This is a genomic window from Phytohabitans kaempferiae (assembly GCF_042433955.1).
GTDB lineage: Bacteria > Actinomycetota > Actinomycetes > Mycobacteriales > Micromonosporaceae > Phytohabitans > Phytohabitans kaempferiae.
In genome coordinates this window covers 81,961-96,707 of record NZ_JBHLUH010000047.1, presented here as the reverse complement: position 1 = coordinate 96,707, position 14,747 = coordinate 81,961, and the positions used below count along the sequence as shown (strand labels likewise).

12 protein-coding genes and 1 CRISPR repeat array (1 of these 13 running past the window's edge) are annotated in these 14,747 nt (G+C 72.1%); of the genes, 11 read left to right on the top strand and 1 reads right to left on the bottom strand.

Features of this window, described 5'->3' with window-relative positions; all coding sequences use genetic code 11:
- Positions 1-4,121: a CRISPR direct-repeat array (repeat unit 28 nt; unit sequence GTGCTCCCCGCGCACGCGGGGATGGTCC) (it extends 4,029 nt beyond the left edge of the window).
- Positions 4,122-4,529: 408 nt separating this feature from the next.
- The 6 genes from ACFFIA_RS23060 (at position 4,530) to ACFFIA_RS23035 (ending at position 9,367) form a co-directional block, all read left to right on the top strand.
- Positions 4,530-5,069: an RNA polymerase sigma factor gene (locus ACFFIA_RS23060; protein WP_377253704.1), complete on the top strand. Its 540-nt coding sequence runs from the start codon at positions 4,530-4,532 to the stop codon at positions 5,067-5,069.
- Positions 5,070-5,082: 13 nt separating this feature from the next.
- Positions 5,083-5,904: a cupin domain-containing protein gene (locus ACFFIA_RS23055; RefSeq protein ID WP_377253703.1), complete on the top strand. Its 822-nt coding sequence runs from the start codon at positions 5,083-5,085 to the stop codon at positions 5,902-5,904.
- Positions 5,901-6,758 carry an ATP-binding cassette domain-containing protein gene (locus tag ACFFIA_RS23050; RefSeq protein ID WP_377253702.1) on the top strand — a complete coding sequence of 286 codons (858 nt, stop codon included), beginning with the start codon at positions 5,901-5,903 and terminating at the stop codon, positions 6,756-6,758. Before ACFFIA_RS23055 ends, ACFFIA_RS23050 begins: the two co-directional genes overlap by 4 nt.
- Positions 6,755-7,510: a hypothetical protein gene (locus tag ACFFIA_RS23045; protein ID WP_377253701.1), complete on the top strand. Its 756-nt coding sequence runs from the start codon at positions 6,755-6,757 to the stop codon at positions 7,508-7,510. Before ACFFIA_RS23050 ends, ACFFIA_RS23045 begins: the two co-directional genes overlap by 4 nt.
- An 8-nt stretch (positions 7,511-7,518) precedes the next feature.
- Positions 7,519-8,151, top strand: a complete 633-nt coding sequence (locus ACFFIA_RS23040) for a hypothetical protein (protein ID WP_377253700.1) — start codon at positions 7,519-7,521, stop codon at positions 8,149-8,151.
- A gap of 100 nt (positions 8,152-8,251) precedes the next feature.
- A complete protein-coding gene (locus ACFFIA_RS23035; RefSeq protein WP_377253699.1) occupies positions 8,252-9,367 on the top strand; it encodes a MerR family transcriptional regulator in 1,116 nt (371 codons plus the stop codon).
- 22 nt (positions 9,368-9,389) lie between these two features.
- Here the strand turns inward: ACFFIA_RS23035 and ACFFIA_RS23030 are convergent, their stop codons facing one another.
- A complete protein-coding gene (locus tag ACFFIA_RS23030; protein WP_377253698.1) occupies positions 9,390-9,833 on the bottom strand; it encodes a hypothetical protein in 444 nt (147 codons plus the stop codon).
- 14 nt (positions 9,834-9,847) lie between these two features.
- On the opposite strand from ACFFIA_RS23030, the gene ACFFIA_RS23025 reads away from it, so the two are divergent.
- From ACFFIA_RS23025 to ACFFIA_RS23005, 5 genes are all read left to right on the top strand, one after another.
- The gene (locus ACFFIA_RS23025) at positions 9,848-10,465 is read left to right on the top strand and encodes a TetR/AcrR family transcriptional regulator (protein WP_377253697.1); all 618 of its coding nucleotides are present in this window, start codon (positions 9,848-9,850) and stop codon (positions 10,463-10,465) included.
- A gap of 270 nt (positions 10,466-10,735) precedes the next feature.
- The gene (locus ACFFIA_RS23020) at positions 10,736-11,869 is read left to right on the top strand and encodes an extracellular solute-binding protein (protein WP_377253696.1); all 1,134 of its coding nucleotides are present in this window, start codon (positions 10,736-10,738) and stop codon (positions 11,867-11,869) included.
- Positions 11,870-11,890: 21 nt separating this feature from the next.
- Entirely contained in the window at positions 11,891-13,039 is a 1,149-nt protein-coding gene (locus tag ACFFIA_RS23015; protein WP_377253695.1) for an ABC transporter ATP-binding protein, read from the top strand.
- Positions 13,036-13,875: an ABC transporter permease gene (locus ACFFIA_RS23010; RefSeq protein WP_377253694.1), complete on the top strand. Its 840-nt coding sequence runs from the start codon at positions 13,036-13,038 to the stop codon at positions 13,873-13,875. The genes ACFFIA_RS23015 and ACFFIA_RS23010 overlap by 4 nt, the downstream gene beginning before the upstream one ends.
- Positions 13,872-14,744 carry an ABC transporter permease gene (locus ACFFIA_RS23005; RefSeq protein ID WP_377253693.1) on the top strand — a complete coding sequence of 291 codons (873 nt, stop codon included), beginning with the start codon at positions 13,872-13,874 and terminating at the stop codon, positions 14,742-14,744. Before ACFFIA_RS23010 ends, ACFFIA_RS23005 begins: the two co-directional genes overlap by 4 nt.
- The last annotated feature ends 3 nt before the right edge of the window (positions 14,745-14,747 follow it).

The following is a 14,747-nucleotide window of genomic DNA, read 5'->3' as shown; positions in this document are numbered from 1 at the left end:
GTGCTCCCCGCGCACGCGGGGATGGTCCCCGAGGAGGGGCGATGGCCCGCGTAACGAAGCTGTGCTCCCCGCGCACGCGGGGATGGTCCCCGGAAGCTCTGGGAGAGCGTGAGCCGCTGGTCGTGCTCCCCGCGCACGCGGGGATGGTCCCCAACGCCGCGGCCTGTCCGACGAGTACCGGCTGTGCTCCCCGCGCACGCGGGGATGGTCCCACGTCGTCGAACGCTGTCGCGGTGGCGCGGGCGTGCTCCCCGCGCACGCGGGGATGGTCCGCACGGGCACTTCGAGGTCTACGGGGGCAAGCTGTGCTCCCCGCGCACGCGGGGATGGTCCGGTCCGGCGGGGCGAGGGGTGACGAATGTGAGAGTGCTCCCCGCGCACGCGGGGATGGTCCCCTGTATGCGCAGAAGTTCGGCACGGTGGACCCGTGCTCCCCGCGCACGCGGGGATGGTCCCGGCACCCCCTCTAGACGCGACAGGAATACCCGGTGCTCCCCGCGCACGCGGGGATGGTCCGACCTCGGCGCCGGCGACGTCAGCAACCCCGATGTGCTCCCCGCGCACGCGGGGATGGTCCGTCGCGGCAGATGCTCGCCCGCTACAGCGCGAGGTGCTCCCCGCGCACGCGGGGATGGTCCCCAGTGCTGAGGCCGGTGAGGTGAACCGACATGGTGCTCCCCGCGCACGCGGGGATGGTCCGACCGGCCTCGCCGGCTCCGCCGAGGAGGCCATGTGCTCCCCGCGCACGCGGGGATGGTCCCCTGGGCTTCGCGCCCGGCGGGTCGGACCTGGAGTGCTCCCCGCGCACGCGGGGATGGTCCGAGCCCCCGTCTGGCCTCGCGGCCGGGCGGGGGGTGCTCCCCGCGCACGCGGGGATGGTCCCAGGTGCCCATCCGTCACCTCGATCAGGTCGCCGTGCTCCCCGCGCACGCGGGGATGGTCCGGCGATGCTGGTCAACCCGGACCCGGACAAGCCGTGCTCCCCGCGCACGCGGGGATGGTCCCGCAGAAACCCAAAACCCGAGGTTGCGAGACTTGTGCTCCCCGCGCACGCGGGGATGGTCCGCCTCCACCCCGCCGCCGACCCCGGCCCCCGACGTGCTCCCCGCGCACGCGGGGATGGTCCCGGCCGCCACAGCACCTCGGTGGTGGCGATGACGTGCTCCCCGCGCACGCGGGGATGGTCCCCAATGCTGCGGCCCATCCGGGTTCGTGGTGGCGTGCTCCCCGCGCACGCGGGGATGGTCCGCATCGATTGGGTACGTGGCGTACCCGGTTACGGTGCTCCCCGCGCACGCGGGGATGGTCCGCCGCGGCGGGCCGACCGCATCTGCCCGGCGGCGTGCTCCCCGCGCACGCGGGGATGGTCCCTCGTGCGGCTTCACCTTGTCCGGGTCATCTGGGTGCTCCCCGCGCACGCGGGGATGGTCCCGAGGACGTCGCTGTCGGAGATGTTGACGGTGAGTGCTCCCCGCGCACGCGGGGATGGTCCTCGGTCGGCTCAACGTTCGTCCCTTCGGCGAGCGTGCTCCCCGCGCACGCGGGGATGGTCCTCACCGATCCCGGTTCGGCGTCGTACGGTTCCAGTGCTCCCCGCGCACGCGGGGATGGTCCCTTGGTACCTGACTCGGCAACCCACTCCCAGCCGTGCTCCCCGCGCACGCGGGGATGGTCCCTGCGGAACGCGGAGACCGCCGACCAGATCGCTGTGCTCCCCGCGCACGCGGGGATGGTCCCGACACCACCTCGGCGGTCTCGCACCGCTGGCCGTGCTCCCCGCGCACGCGGGGATGGTCCTTTCGGTGCCACCAGGAGCACCCGCGAGAGCACGTGCTCCCCGCGCACGCGGGGATGGTCCACGGCCACCCGAGGCAGCGGCGCCGGGTGGGCTCGTGCTCCCCGCGCACGCGGGGATGGTCCCGATCGCGGCCGCCAGATCCGACCACCGCATCAGTGCTCCCCGCGCACGCGGGGATGGTCCCTGGGACAGCCTGCCCGACCTTCTCACCTCGGCGTGCTCCCCGCGCACGCGGGGATGGTCCTTGCACCGGCACGGCCTTACGGGTTAGCTCCTCGTGCTCCCCGCGCACGCGGGGATGGTCCCGACCAGTTCCCGTTCGGACACCTCGCCGTCTTGTGCTCCCCGCGCACGCGGGGATGGTCCTGTGTCCGGGGTGCCATGGGGCCGGACAACAACGTGCTCCCCGCGCACGCGGGGATGGTCCCTGTCCGGCTCGAACGGCGAGTCCGAACTGATGGGTGCTCCCCGCGCACGCGGGGATGGTCCCACCTGGCACGCCGCCGACATGGACGCGTCCGTGGTGCTCCCCGCGCACGCGGGGATGGTCCGTGGGCGGCCATCTCGCCGATCGGCACGCGCACGTGCTCCCCGCGCACGCGGGGATGGTCCGATCGGCGCCGTTCCCGCTCGGTGACAAGATCAGTGCTCCCCGCGCACGCGGGGATGGTCCGCGGATGGGGGCCGCGTCCGTGCCTTCGGAGTCGTGCTCCCCGCGCACGCGGGGATGGTCCGTGCCACGATCCAAACACCGAAGCGTCGCCGGCGTGCTCCCCGCGCACGCGGGGATGGTCCGTACCGCTCGAGACGCCAGTACGGCGGGCAGGAGTGCTCCCCGCGCACGCGGGGATGGTCCGCCGCGGTTGGCGACCAGCTCCGTCGCGAGGTCGTGCTCCCCGCGCACGCGGGGATGGTCCGAACCACCCCGGCGAACTGACGGTCATCCCCAAGTGCTCCCCGCGCACGCGGGGATGGTCCCAGGTCGAGGAACAAGCCGACACCGTGGCTGCCGTGCTCCCCGCGCACGCGGGGATGGTCCGGCGTCCGTCACGGAACTCGCCGACGATGAGGCGTGCTCCCCGCGCACGCGGGGATGGTCCCGCGCGGGGGGGGCGATGACCAGGCGGATCCCCGGGTGCTCCCCGCGCACGCGGGGATGGTCCGGCGATCAGCCAGCTCTACGAGGGCTACCAGCTGTGCTCCCCGCGCACGCGGGGATGGTCCCGGCGGCCCGGATCGCGTGCGGGTCGCACCACAGTGCTCCCCGCGCACGCGGGGATGGTCCGGACGCGCACTACGTGCTCGCCCAGGCCGTGCCGTGCTCCCCGCGCACGCGGGGATGGTCCCACGAGCGACGCTGTCGCTGCCCCGGATGTCGGGTGCTCCCCGCGCACGCGGGGATGGTCCTGACGTCAACCCGATTTGTGGATGCCACATCCGGTGCTCCCCGCGCACGCGGGGATGGTCCCCCTGACCAGCCGCTGCTGACGGCGGTGAGGATGTGCTCCCCGCGCACGCGGGGATGGTCCCGCGCCCCGCTCTCGCTTCGGAGGGCGGGGTGCGTGCTCCCCGCGCACGCGGGGATGGTCCCGAGCAGCACCTGGTCGACCAGCTCGCGGCCGCCGTGCTCCCCGCGCACGCGGGGATGGTCCCAGCAGGTTCCGCACGGGGAAGCCCACCGACGAGTGCTCCCCGCGCACGCGGGGATGGTCCCGGAGCGCGGCAGTCCGGACGGACAGTGCCAAGGTGCTCCCCGCGCACGCGGGGATGGTCCGACCGTGCCCGGGTAGGCGAGGTTCGGCCCGGCGTGCTCCCCGCGCACGCGGGGATGGTCCGGTGGCGCTGTCCGATGCCATCACGGGCGCTGCGTGCTCCCCGCGCACGCGGGGATGGTCCCGACACGAGGGCGGGGCCTTCGCCGGGCCGCCAGTGCTCCCCGCGCACTCGGGGATGGTCCCTCGAACGCGCGCTGAAACCGTCCGGAAGGGCGTGCTCCCCGCGCACGCGGGGATGGTCCCGACCCGGCCGACATCGGCATGTTCATGGAGGAGTGTGCTCCCCGCGCACGCGGGGATGGTCCCTCCGCTGGGCAGGTCGACCGCCACGACAGGCAGTGCTCCCCGCGCACGCGGGGATGGACCCGACGGCCACATCACCGTCCTCGGCTTCCGCTCGTGCTCCCCGCGCACGCGGGGATAGTCCGGTCGCTCGCATCAATGGCTGGCGTCCGATGGGTGCTCCCCGCGCACGCGGGGATGGTCCCAGAACGCCCTCATCCTCAGCCTCGCCCGCCAGGTGCTCCCCGCGCACGCGGGGATGGTCCCGCCTGGTGGCGCCCCATCCGGTGTCGTCCTGAGTGCTCCCCGCGCACGGGGATGGTCCGGCACTCCAGAAGCGCAGGAGATCGGCACGCCCGTGCTCCCCGTGCACGCGGGGATGGTCCGGCGGCCGGTGGCCGGGAGGCGGTGCTACTGCCGTGCTCCCCGCGCACGCGGGGATGGACCGGTCGACCGAGATCTGGGTCCTGGCCATCGTTACGCAAGGGACTTTGAGCGGATGGGGGAAGGTAACTGACGGTGGTCCGCCCTGGCCGTGAACCTCGGAGTAATTGCCACGCCGTCCCGTGAACCGTTCGCCCCGCCTGGTACGACGAACAGGGCATGGATGGAAGCCGCGACGCCGGGCATGTGACTCTTGGCCTCGTCGAGCTGCGAGAACCGGGAGGTCACGCATGCTGACGCGACCGCCGGACCCTCGGGAGGACTCCCAGCTTCTCGCGGCGATCATGGATGGCGACCGGGAGGCGTTCGCCGAGTTGTACCGGCGGCATCTGCCGTGGCTGTTGGTACGCCTGGGGCGGCGGTGCTCGTCGCCGGAGCTGGTCGACGAGGTCGTGCAGGACACGTTCGTGGCGGTCTGGCGGTCGGCCGGGCGGTGGGACCGCCGGGGCGAGGTGGCCGCGTGGATCTGGGGCATCGGTATCCGCCGCCTGGTCGACGCGCTGCGGCGGGGCCGGCCGCCGGCCGATGAGCTGACCGAGTTCGCCGGTGTCGAGACGTCGGCCGAGGAGCACGTGCTGCTGACGGTCCAGTACGGCGACGTCGGCGCGGCCCTGGCCAGCCTGTCCCCGGAGCTGCGGGCGGTCGTACAGGCGACGGTCCTGGACGGGCTGACCACGCGGGAGGCCGCCCGGCTGCTGGGCATCCCGCCGGGCACGGTCAAGACACGGATGATGCGCGCCCGTGCTCAGCTGCGGGAGCGCCTGGCATGACGGGGAGGTTGGGATGACCGTCTGGCACCTGGATCCGGAGGCGATCCGCCGGTATGCGCAGGGCGCCGCCCCGCCGGACCTGGCCGCGTCGGCCGAGGCGCACCTGATGAAGTGCGCGGCATGCCGGGACGCGATCGCGTCGCACGTCGATACCCGGCGGGTCGAGGCGATCTGGCACGAGGTGGTCGACCGGGTCGACGTTCCCCGGCCGAGCTGGCCCGAACGGGTGCTGGCTCGGCTTGGCGTCGGCGAGGCGACGGCGCGCCTCGTCGCCGCGACGCCGACCCTGCGTGGGCCGTGGCTGCTGGGGGTCGCGGGCGTACTCGCGCTCTCCGTCTGGGCGGCTCAGGTCGACGAGCGCTTCCTGCGGATGTTTCTCGTGGCCGCTCCGCTCGGGCCGCTGGCCGGGGTCGCGGTGGCCTTCGCGGGCGGCCTCGACCCGACCCGGGAGATCGGGCTGGCCGCGCCGTACTCGGGACTGCGATTGCTGTTGATCCGCACGGCCGCGGTCTTGGCGGTCACGGTGCCGATCGTGACCGCGGCCGGGCTCGCGCTACCCGGCTCCCACTGGCTGGCCGCCACGTGGCTCCTGCCCACCGCCGGGCTCACCTGCGCCGCGCTGGCTCTGACGGCCCGGATGACGCCGGTCGTCGCCGTCGGCGTCGTGGCCACGGCCTGGCTGCTGGTGACCGCCCCGGCTGCCCTGACCGGTCACCTGGACCTCGCCTTCGGCGTCGGTGCCCAGATCTTGTGGCTCGCCGTGGCCGTCGGCGGCGGCCTGTGGCTCGCCGTCACCCGCAACACCATCACGATCAAACTTGGGAGCAGTGCATGACTGTACGCGTGCGGAGCGCGACGAAATCCTTCGGTCGCACGACGGCGCTGGACAGCGTCGACCTCGACGCCGGCCAAGGGGTGACCGGCCTGCTGGGACCGAACGGCGCCGGCAAGACGACCCTGCTCCGGATCATCGCCACCGTCCTGGCGCCGGACCGGGGTACGGTGACCCTGCTGGGCCGTGATCCGTCGCGCCCCGGCGACCGGACCTGGATCCGCGAGCGCCTGGGCTACCTGCCGCAGGAAGCGGGCTTCCACCGGGGGTTCACCGTCTTCGAGTTCATCGACTACGTGGCGATCCTGAAGCAGATGACCGACCGGCGGGCCCGGCACGACGAGGTCCGCCGGGTCATCGAGCTGACCGGGGTGGCGTCGGTCAGTGCCAAGCGGATCCGGGCCCTCTCCGGCGGAATGCGCCGGCGGGTCGGGTTGGCCCAGGCCCTGCTGGGCGATCCCGACCTGCTCATCCTCGACGAGCCGACGGTCGGCCTCGATCCCGAGCAGCGGCTGCGGTTCCGGGAGATGATCTCGCACGCCGGCGAGGGGCGCACGGTGGTCATGTCCAGCCACCAGACCGAGGACATCACCGCCCTGTGCACCCGGATCGCCGTGTTCCATCAGGGCCGGGTCCGATTCACCGGTACGCCCAACGAGCTGACCGCGCGGGCCGCGGGCCGCGTGTGGGCCGACACGCAGCGCTCGCCCGCCGCCCTCGCCGCTTGGCGCACCGGCGACGGCACCTTCCGCAACGTGGGCGACCCGCCGGCCGGCGCCGAGCTGATCGCACCCTCGCTGGAGGATGCGTACCTCCTGCTCATGGGCGAACCCGATCTGGAGGTCACCCACTCATGAGCACCGCCATCCTGATCGGCCGGGAGGCCCGCCGCCTCTTCCGGCACCCCGTGCTGTGGCTGGTACCGGTCGTCGTCGCCGTGACCGCCGCCGCCGACTCGGCCAGCGACGGCCGGAACGCCGGCTACTGGTACGGCACCATCTTCATCGCCGTCGCGTTCTTCGGGCCGATCATCGTCCTCTTCGCGGCGAACCTGGTCGCCAGCGGCGCCCGGCGCGGCCGGGCCGAGGAGATGCTGAGTGTCACCCCGACCTCGGACACGCGCCGGACCTGGGCGATGAGCCTGGGCATCGCGCTGCCTCTGGCCGGCATCGGCGCCGTCGCGGCGGCGGCCATGGCCGTCATCAGCAGCCTCAACGACATCCCGGCCAAGGACCTGATGAACGCCGGCGAGCTGGCCCAGCTTCCGCTCGTCATCGCCGGCGCCGGGCTGCTCGGCGTCCTCGCCGCCCGCTGGCTGCCCTTCGCCGGCGGCGTGCTGATCACCTTCGTGGTCGCGACGCTGGGCGGTCTCGTCGCGTTCCGCCGCATTGACGGCGGCGCCTGGTGGATGTGGTGGACGACCGGGATGACGTTCGAGGGCTGGGTGCCGGGGCCGGGGCGGCCGTGGCTGCACGTCGCGTACCTGACTGGGCTCTGCGCGTGCGCCACCATCGCCGCCGTGTACCGCTCCCAGGGCCGCCGGCTGGTCCTCGTCGGTGGGCCGGTCCTGGCCGCCACCCTCGTCCTCGGCGGGCTCCAGCTGCCATGACACCGTCCGTGGCACGGGAACTTGTCCGCAGTGGCCACCTGGTACGCAGCCTGCGCCTGGCCCCGTTCGCAACGAGTGCCGCCGCCGTCGCCGCGTACCTGGTGGTCCGCCTCGGCGACACGCACGACACCGTCGGCGACCTGCGCGTCCTGGGTCTGCTGCTGGCCCTGGGCAGCGGCTACGCACTCGACGACAGCGCCGCGATCACGCTGCAGGCCAGCCCGTACGGCCTGGCGCGCCGGCTGTGGCTGCGGATGGCTTGTGCCGTGGCCGTCGTCGTGCCGGTATGGGCGGCGGTGCTCGCGGTCTATCTCCCCTCGGCTCCGGCGGGCGATCGGTGGAGCCTCGGCCTCGGTCTCACGACCGAGCTGGCCGCCACGGTCACCGTGATGTGGGCCGTGGCCGCGTGGGCGCGTCGCATGGGGTTCGACCAGCCCGGCATCATCACCACGCCCGTGCTTCTGGCGTCGCTGCTGCTGGCCGCGTCGATTCCACAGGCCCCGATGCTGGTCGGTTTCGGCCGGGAGTGGACGCCCGCTCACCTGCGCTGGTCAGGCATCGCGGTCGCCGCGACCTGCGCGCTCGTAGCCGCGATGCGCGACCCGGCCGCACGCTGGGCGACCCGGGGGAGACCCCAATAGCGAGCGGGGCGTGCCGGCCGGGATCGAGGCGCCGCCATCGGGCGCGGTGCGTCAGGGCGAGCTTGTCCCTCACGTGGCGTCATGCCGGATAGTCGGTGGCGTGGAGGAGCACCTGACCGTGGGACGTGTGGCTGAGCTGGCCGGCGTGACCGTCCGCACGCTGCATCACTATGACGAGATCGGCCTCGTGCGGCCGTCCTCGCGGACCGCGGTTGGCTACCGGGCCTACACGGCCGGCGATGTGGAGCGACTGCGGGAGGTGCTCGCCTACCGGCGGCTGGGCTTCGGATTGCGCGAGATCGCGGATCTGGTCGACGATCCGGCCACCGATGCGGTCGCGCACCTGCGCCGGCTGCGCGGCCTGCTGCTAGACCAGCGCGACCGCGCCGCCGCCATGGCGACAGCCATAGACAGGGAACTGGAGGCGCGGGCAATGGGGATCAGGACGACGCCAGAGGAACAACTGAAAGTGTTCGGCGCGCGGTTGTACGACGCCATCGGGTCCGCCTACCCGGCGACGCGCCGCACCGAGCCGCGGATCGCCGCACGCATCTGGGACGCGCTCGGGGACGCGCGGACGGTGCTGAACGTCGGGGCTGGCACCGGCTCCTACGAGCCCCACGATCGCGACGTCACGGCGGTGGAACCCTCGGCGGTGATGCGGGCGCAGCGTCCCGCGGGCGCGGCGCCGTGCGTGGCCGCCGCCGCGGAGAGCCTGCCGTTCGAGGACCAGTCCTTCGACGCCGCGATGGCGGTCAGCACCGTTCATCACTGGGCGGACCCGGTCGCCGGGCTGCGTGAGATGCGGCGTGTGGCTCGCCGCATGGTGGTGCTCACCTACGACGCCGATGAGACCGGCTGGGCGCACCGGTTCTGGCTCATCCGCGACTACATGCCGGAATTCGCCGGCCTTCTCGTCGGCTGGCCTTCACTGGCCGACCTGGCCGGTGCGATCGGGGGCCGCGCGGAGCCGGTGCTCATCCCGTGGGACTGCGCTGACGGCTTCTTCGAGGCCTACTGGCGTCGGCCCGAGGCGTACCTGGACGAACACGTGCGCCGCGCGGTGTCGGTATGGACCCGAGTCGGGCCGCAGGCCGAGCGGCGGGCGGTGAGCAGACTCGCCGACGACCTTTCCTCAGGCCGGTGGGCCGAGCGCAACCGCGAGATCGTCGCCCTCGACGCGGTAGATCTCGGCCTCCGCCTGCTCGTAGCCTGAAGCACCGTGCGACCAGTGCCGTTCAGTGGCGCAGCGGTGCGAAAGTCTCCATCAGCGTCCTTCGTTCCGCTTCCGATGTCGGGCGGACCGCGCTGATGACGGGCAGGGCGAGACTCTCGTAGGGCTCCAGCGCGGCCGGCACGTCCTCGGGCGTCCGCACGGCAGCGCCTACAGTGGACGTTGCCGCCATGGCTCGCTGGTGGCGCCGATGGTAGTCGTGGGCCCGGAAGCGCCCGAGTTCGTTGTCGATGCGCGCGGCCGCGTCCTTGCCCGCGGCTGAGTTCAGGTAGAGGTAGACCGGGCGGGGCGGCGGGCGAACGGCGTCGTGGGCGCCCTGGTCGATCGTAACCTTGTGATCATCGTTGTCTGTTTCCCGACTGGCCGGTCGGTAGTACCGTAGGTCCGGCGTCGTGGAACTGTCAATCCGCGACCTCTCGGCGGGGACGCGTCGCCGCGGCCCAGACAAGGATGGATGGCACAATGGCACACTCCACCGCGCGTGTCCGGCGCGTCAGGTCGGCGTCCACGCGCCGTGCCGAGATCGTCCGTCTGGCGGCCGAGCTGTTCGACCAGGAGGGCTACCACCAGACCTCGATGGAGACGCTCGCCGCCCGCGCCGGCGTCGCGAAGCCCACGCTCTACCACTACTTCTCTGGCAAAGAGGCGATCCTGCGGGAGATCCACCGCGACTTCATCGAGCCGCTGATCGCCCGCCACGAGATGCGGCTGACCACCTCGATGCGGCCACGCCAGTTGCTGCTGGAGGCGATGGGCGACGTGCTGGAGCTCATGGACACGCACCGCGGCCACGTGCGCGTCTTCTTCGAGCACCACCGCGAGCTGCCGCCGGCCGCACACGCCGAGGTGCAGGCCCGGCGAGACGCGTACGAGACGCACATCGAGGCGGTCATCGAGCGGGGCGTGCGGGAGGGCGAGTTTCGGGCCATCGACGTGCGGCTCACGACGCTGTCCATCTTCGGCATGTGCAACTGGGCCTACCAGTGGTTTCAGTCCGAGGGATCGATGCGGCCGCGGGAGATCGCGTACCTGATGTGGGACATCGTCGAGCGGGGGATCGGGGCTCCCGGGACCGTCTGACCGCGCCTTGACCGCAAGTTGCGATCATGTTAATTTGCGGTCGTCGGCCGACTAGCCGGTCGACAATTGGAGACCAATGGTCTGCCCGCAAGAGGCGGCAGGCACAGCCGGCCCGCTCGTTCTTCACTCGAACTGAGCGCGAGAGCTGTCAACTAACGGGGTTTGCTCGCACATCATCGACGTCCATGTCGTTTCCAGATGCTGACCTATGTGTTTTTGGCCCGACCGGCCGGTCGGTAAATGGCTGCGACAAGAGGGCTGGAGGCTCGGATGAAGTTGTGCGCTCCGAGGCGGCGGGCGGGCCTTGCGCTCGTGGTCGCCGGCGCATTGGCGTTCGGTGCCGGGTGCACCGCGACTGGCACACCAAATACCGGCGACGAGCCGGCACCGCAGGTCAGTGACCTGTCCAAACACGAGGGTCAGGTGGTCGTCGGCGGCCCCGGCGGTGCCTGGGGAGCGGCGCTGAAGGCGGCGCTCGACGAGGTCGGCGCGGCCGCGAACCTCAGGATCACGTACCAGGAGGGCACGACCTCGGAGAACATGGCGCGGCTGCAGGCGCAGCGGCAGAGCGGCCGGATCGAGTTCGACCTCGTGATGACCAACGACCGCACGCACACGCTCGGCGCCGGCCAGGGCCTGTGGCAGCCCCCGAACCTGGAGATCATGCCGAACGTCGCCGAGCTCGACCGGACCTGGTCGTTGCCGGAGGCGGTGTTCGGCAACCCGCCCAACGGCCTGCGACACGTGGTCATCTCCGAAGGGCTCGGATACAACACCGAGACGTTCGCCAAGAACGGATGGGCGCCGCCGACCTCGCTGGAGAGCCTCTACGACCCGAAGTTCGCCAGCTGCGCGATCCCGGTCAACCCCAGCAGCGGCCTGAGCTACCTGCCCATTCTCAACAAGATCAATTCCGGTGACTTCGCGGCGATCGAGCCGACGCTCGACAAGTTCAAGGCTGTCGCCGGGCGCTTCCCGACCGTGGCGCAGACCAGCAGCGAGGCGCTCGAGTTCATCCAGCAGGGCGTCGGCTGCATCGCTCCGGTCAGCCAGGCCCGCACGCTCGAACAGGCCGCGAAGGGCGCGAAGATCGCGTTCGTCGTGCCCGAAGGCGGGTCCGGCTTCCTCTCCGCCGGCTGGGGCATCCCCACCGGGGCGCCGCATCCGATCGCGGCGCACGTCGCGCTCAACGCGCTGATCTCGGCCAAGGCCAGCCAGAGCTTGCTGGAGAACGGTTTCGTACCCAACACCAACACGAAGGTCACCAAGCCGACCAGCGGTGTGGCCGCCCAGCTCTCGGTCGTCGGCGAGTACACGCGCCTCGGCTACACCGAGATTCCGCCGAGCACGTACGACCGGCTCGACGAGTGGTCGCGAGCCTGGGATCAGGTTTTCACCCGGTAGTCACGGACGAGGAAAGAGGGCGTGGTGCGAGCAGGTGAGCACATCCGGGTCGTCGATCTGCGCAAGCGGTACGGCCGGACCGGGCCGTGGGCGTTGCGTTCGGTCGGGTTCACGATCCCCCGCGGCGAGGTCTTCGGCCTGATGGGACCCTCCGGCTGCGGCAAGTCGACGACGCTCGGCATCATCGCCGGGTTCGTCACCCCCGACGCCGGTCAGGTGCTGGTCGACGGGCGGGACATCCTGCCGGTGCCGCCGCACAAGCGCGGACTGCCGATGGTGTTCCAGGACTACGCCCTCTTTCCGCACCTGCGGGTGCACGACAACGTCGGGTTCGCGCTGAAGCTGCGCGGCACACCGGCATCCACTGTGGCCTCCCGGGTCGGTGAGATGCTGCGGATGGTGGGGCTGGAGCACAAGAGCGACCGGCTGCCGGAGCAGTTGTCCGGTGGCGAGCAGCAGCGGGTCGCGCTGGCCCGGGCGCTGGCGATCGGTCCCGAGGTCGTACTGCTCGACGAGCCGCTGAGCAACCTGGATGCCAAGCTGCGCCAGCAGTTGCGCCGTGACATCCGCGACGTGCTCCAGCGCACCGGCGTCACCGCGGTCTTCGTGACCCACGACCAGGCGGAGGCGTTCGCGGTCTGCGACCGGGTCGGCGTGATGTTCGACGGCACCATCGCCCAGATGGCGCCGCCGCCGGAGCTCTACCGCCGGCCCGCCTCGATGGACGTGGCCCGCTTCGTGGGGGAGAGCAACGTCTTTCCGGCGGTCGTCGTCGAGGGCGGGGCGGCGCCGGTGGTCGACATCGAGGTCGCCGGGCACGGGACGGTACGGCTGCCGGTCGCCGCCGCCGACGCGCCGGCCGTCGGGCAGCGCGGCTCGGTACTGGTCCGGCCCGAGTCGGTCGGCCTCGCCGACGCGCCCGCCGACGGCACCGCCCTGCCCGGCAGGGTGGAGCGGGCCGAATTCCTCGGTCCCGTCCTGCAGGCCACGGTGGCGGTCGGCGACCGTACCCTGCTGGTCACGCTCTCGTCCTGGGGAGACCGGGCGGTACGGGGCGACCAGACGTGGCTGTCGCTCGGCGACGCGTTCTTCGTGCCGGAGGCGCCGGCGGGAGCCCACCCCGGCCAGGAGCGTGAGCGCGTACCCCTCGACGCCGGTGGTGCGGCATGACCATCTCCCGGCGCCTGTTCGTCGCGCTCGTCGCGGTGCCGGTCGCGCTCTACGTCGTCTACCTCGTGTTGCCGCTGGCGTCGTCGGTGCGGATGAGCTTCAACTCGTTCTCGCGGCGCACCGGCATCACGGCCGACCTGACGCTGGAGAGCTACCGCGAGATCCTCACCGACCGCTTCTACCTCACCGCATGGCTGTCCACTGTGGAGATCGCCGCGCTGAGCGGTGTGATCACGACCGTGGTCGGGGCGCTGGCGGCGCTCGGCATCTGGCGGGTCGGCGGCCGGGCCCGGGCGTACCTGACCGTGGTCGTCATCGCACCGCTGATGGTCAGCGGCGTCGCCCGGGCGTACGGCTGGATCGCCGCGGCCGGGCCGACCGGCCTGCTCCCGAAGATCACCGAATCGGTCGGGCTGGGTCCGGTCTCGTTCCTGTTCAACCGCACGGCGGTACTGGTCGGCTTCGTCCACGTGTTCCTGCCGTTCGTCGTCATGGTGGTCCTGGCCCGGCTCGACTCGATCAAGCCCAACCAGATGCGCGCCGCGCAGAACCTCGGCGCCGGGCCGGTACGGGCGACGCTGCGGGTCGTGCTGCCACACGCCTGGCCGGCGATGGTCGCCGGATTCCTCCTGGTCTTCGCGCTGGCGACGGGCTCGTTCGCCATCCCGGCGGTACTCGGCGGCGGGCGGGTCCGCACGGTGACCCAGCAGATCGTGCAGGAGCAGATATCCACATTCGACTGGCCCCGCGCGGCGACCCTTGGCGTGCTGCTGTGCGTCGTCACCCTGGTCGGGATGCTGGCGTCCCAGCGCCTGGCGGGAGGTCGTCGCCGATGACCACCATGCTTGGCAGACGCCCCGCCAAGGAGGGCGACGCGCCGATCCGCGTACGCCGCCCCTTGCGGGTCTGGCTGGCCCGCGCGGCCACGGTCGTGGCGGCCGCCCTGCTCGTCGCGTTCACCCTCGCGCCGCTGGTCGCGATCCTCGGCACCTCGGTGACTCCGGCGCCGTACTGGGAGTTTCCACCGAGCGGTTTCACGCTGCGCTGGTACGAGCAGTTCTTCGCCGACGACGCACTCGTACGCAGCGCGGTCGTCAGCCTCCTGACCGGGCTGCTGGCCGGCACGATGGGTACGGCTGTCGCCCTGGTCGCCGCCCTCGGCATCGGCCGCACCACGAGCCGGGCGGGCAAGGTGCTCGGCGTCGTCGTACTCCTGCCGCTGCTCGTGCCGAACATCGTGCTGGGCCTCGGCGTCTACACGCTTTACAACGCCTGGGGCGTGCGGGTCAACGTGCTGCTGCTCTCCCTGGCGCAGCTCGTGGTCGTCCTGCCGATCACCGTTCGGACGCTGATGGTGGCGGTGGCCGGCGTCGCACCCAACGTCGAGCGGGCGGCCGCCAACCTCGGGGCCGGGCCCGCGCGGGTCTTCTGGATGGTCACCATCCCGATGATCCGGCCTTCGCTCGTGGCCGCCAGTGTCCTCGGCTTCGTCGTCGCGTTCGACGACTCCTCGATCGCGCTGTTCGTCAACTCCGCCAGCACCATCACGCTGCCCGTACGCATGCTGCTCACGCTCGACCAGGAGAGCGGTCCCCTCGTGGCCGCCGCCGGCTCGCTGCTGCTGCTCGTCGCGGTCCTGCTGATCGTGGTGCTGGAGTTCACCGTCGGACTTGCCAAGGCGCTCGGCGTGGCCGACCGCCGTTAGGAG

Excerpts from the sequence above, each read along its gene's own strand:
- ACFFIA_RS23060 (WP_377253704.1), top strand. The coding sequence starts at position 4,530 with ATGCTGACGCGACCGCCGGACCCTCGGGAGGACTCCCAGCTTCTCGCG.
- ACFFIA_RS23055 (WP_377253703.1), top strand. The coding sequence starts at position 5,083 with ATGACCGTCTGGCACCTGGATCCGGAGGCGATCCGCCGGTATGCGCAG.
- ACFFIA_RS23050 (WP_377253702.1), top strand. The coding sequence starts at position 5,901 with ATGACTGTACGCGTGCGGAGCGCGACGAAATCCTTCGGTCGCACGACG.
- ACFFIA_RS23045 (WP_377253701.1), top strand. The coding sequence starts at position 6,755 with ATGAGCACCGCCATCCTGATCGGCCGGGAGGCCCGCCGCCTCTTCCGG.
- ACFFIA_RS23025 (WP_377253697.1), top strand. The coding sequence starts at position 9,848 with ATGGCACACTCCACCGCGCGTGTCCGGCGCGTCAGGTCGGCGTCCACG.
- ACFFIA_RS23020 (WP_377253696.1), top strand. The coding sequence starts at position 10,736 with ATGAAGTTGTGCGCTCCGAGGCGGCGGGCGGGCCTTGCGCTCGTGGTC.
- ACFFIA_RS23010 (WP_377253694.1), top strand. The coding sequence starts at position 13,036 with ATGACCATCTCCCGGCGCCTGTTCGTCGCGCTCGTCGCGGTGCCGGTC.
- ACFFIA_RS23005 (WP_377253693.1), top strand. The coding sequence starts at position 13,872 with ATGACCACCATGCTTGGCAGACGCCCCGCCAAGGAGGGCGACGCGCCG.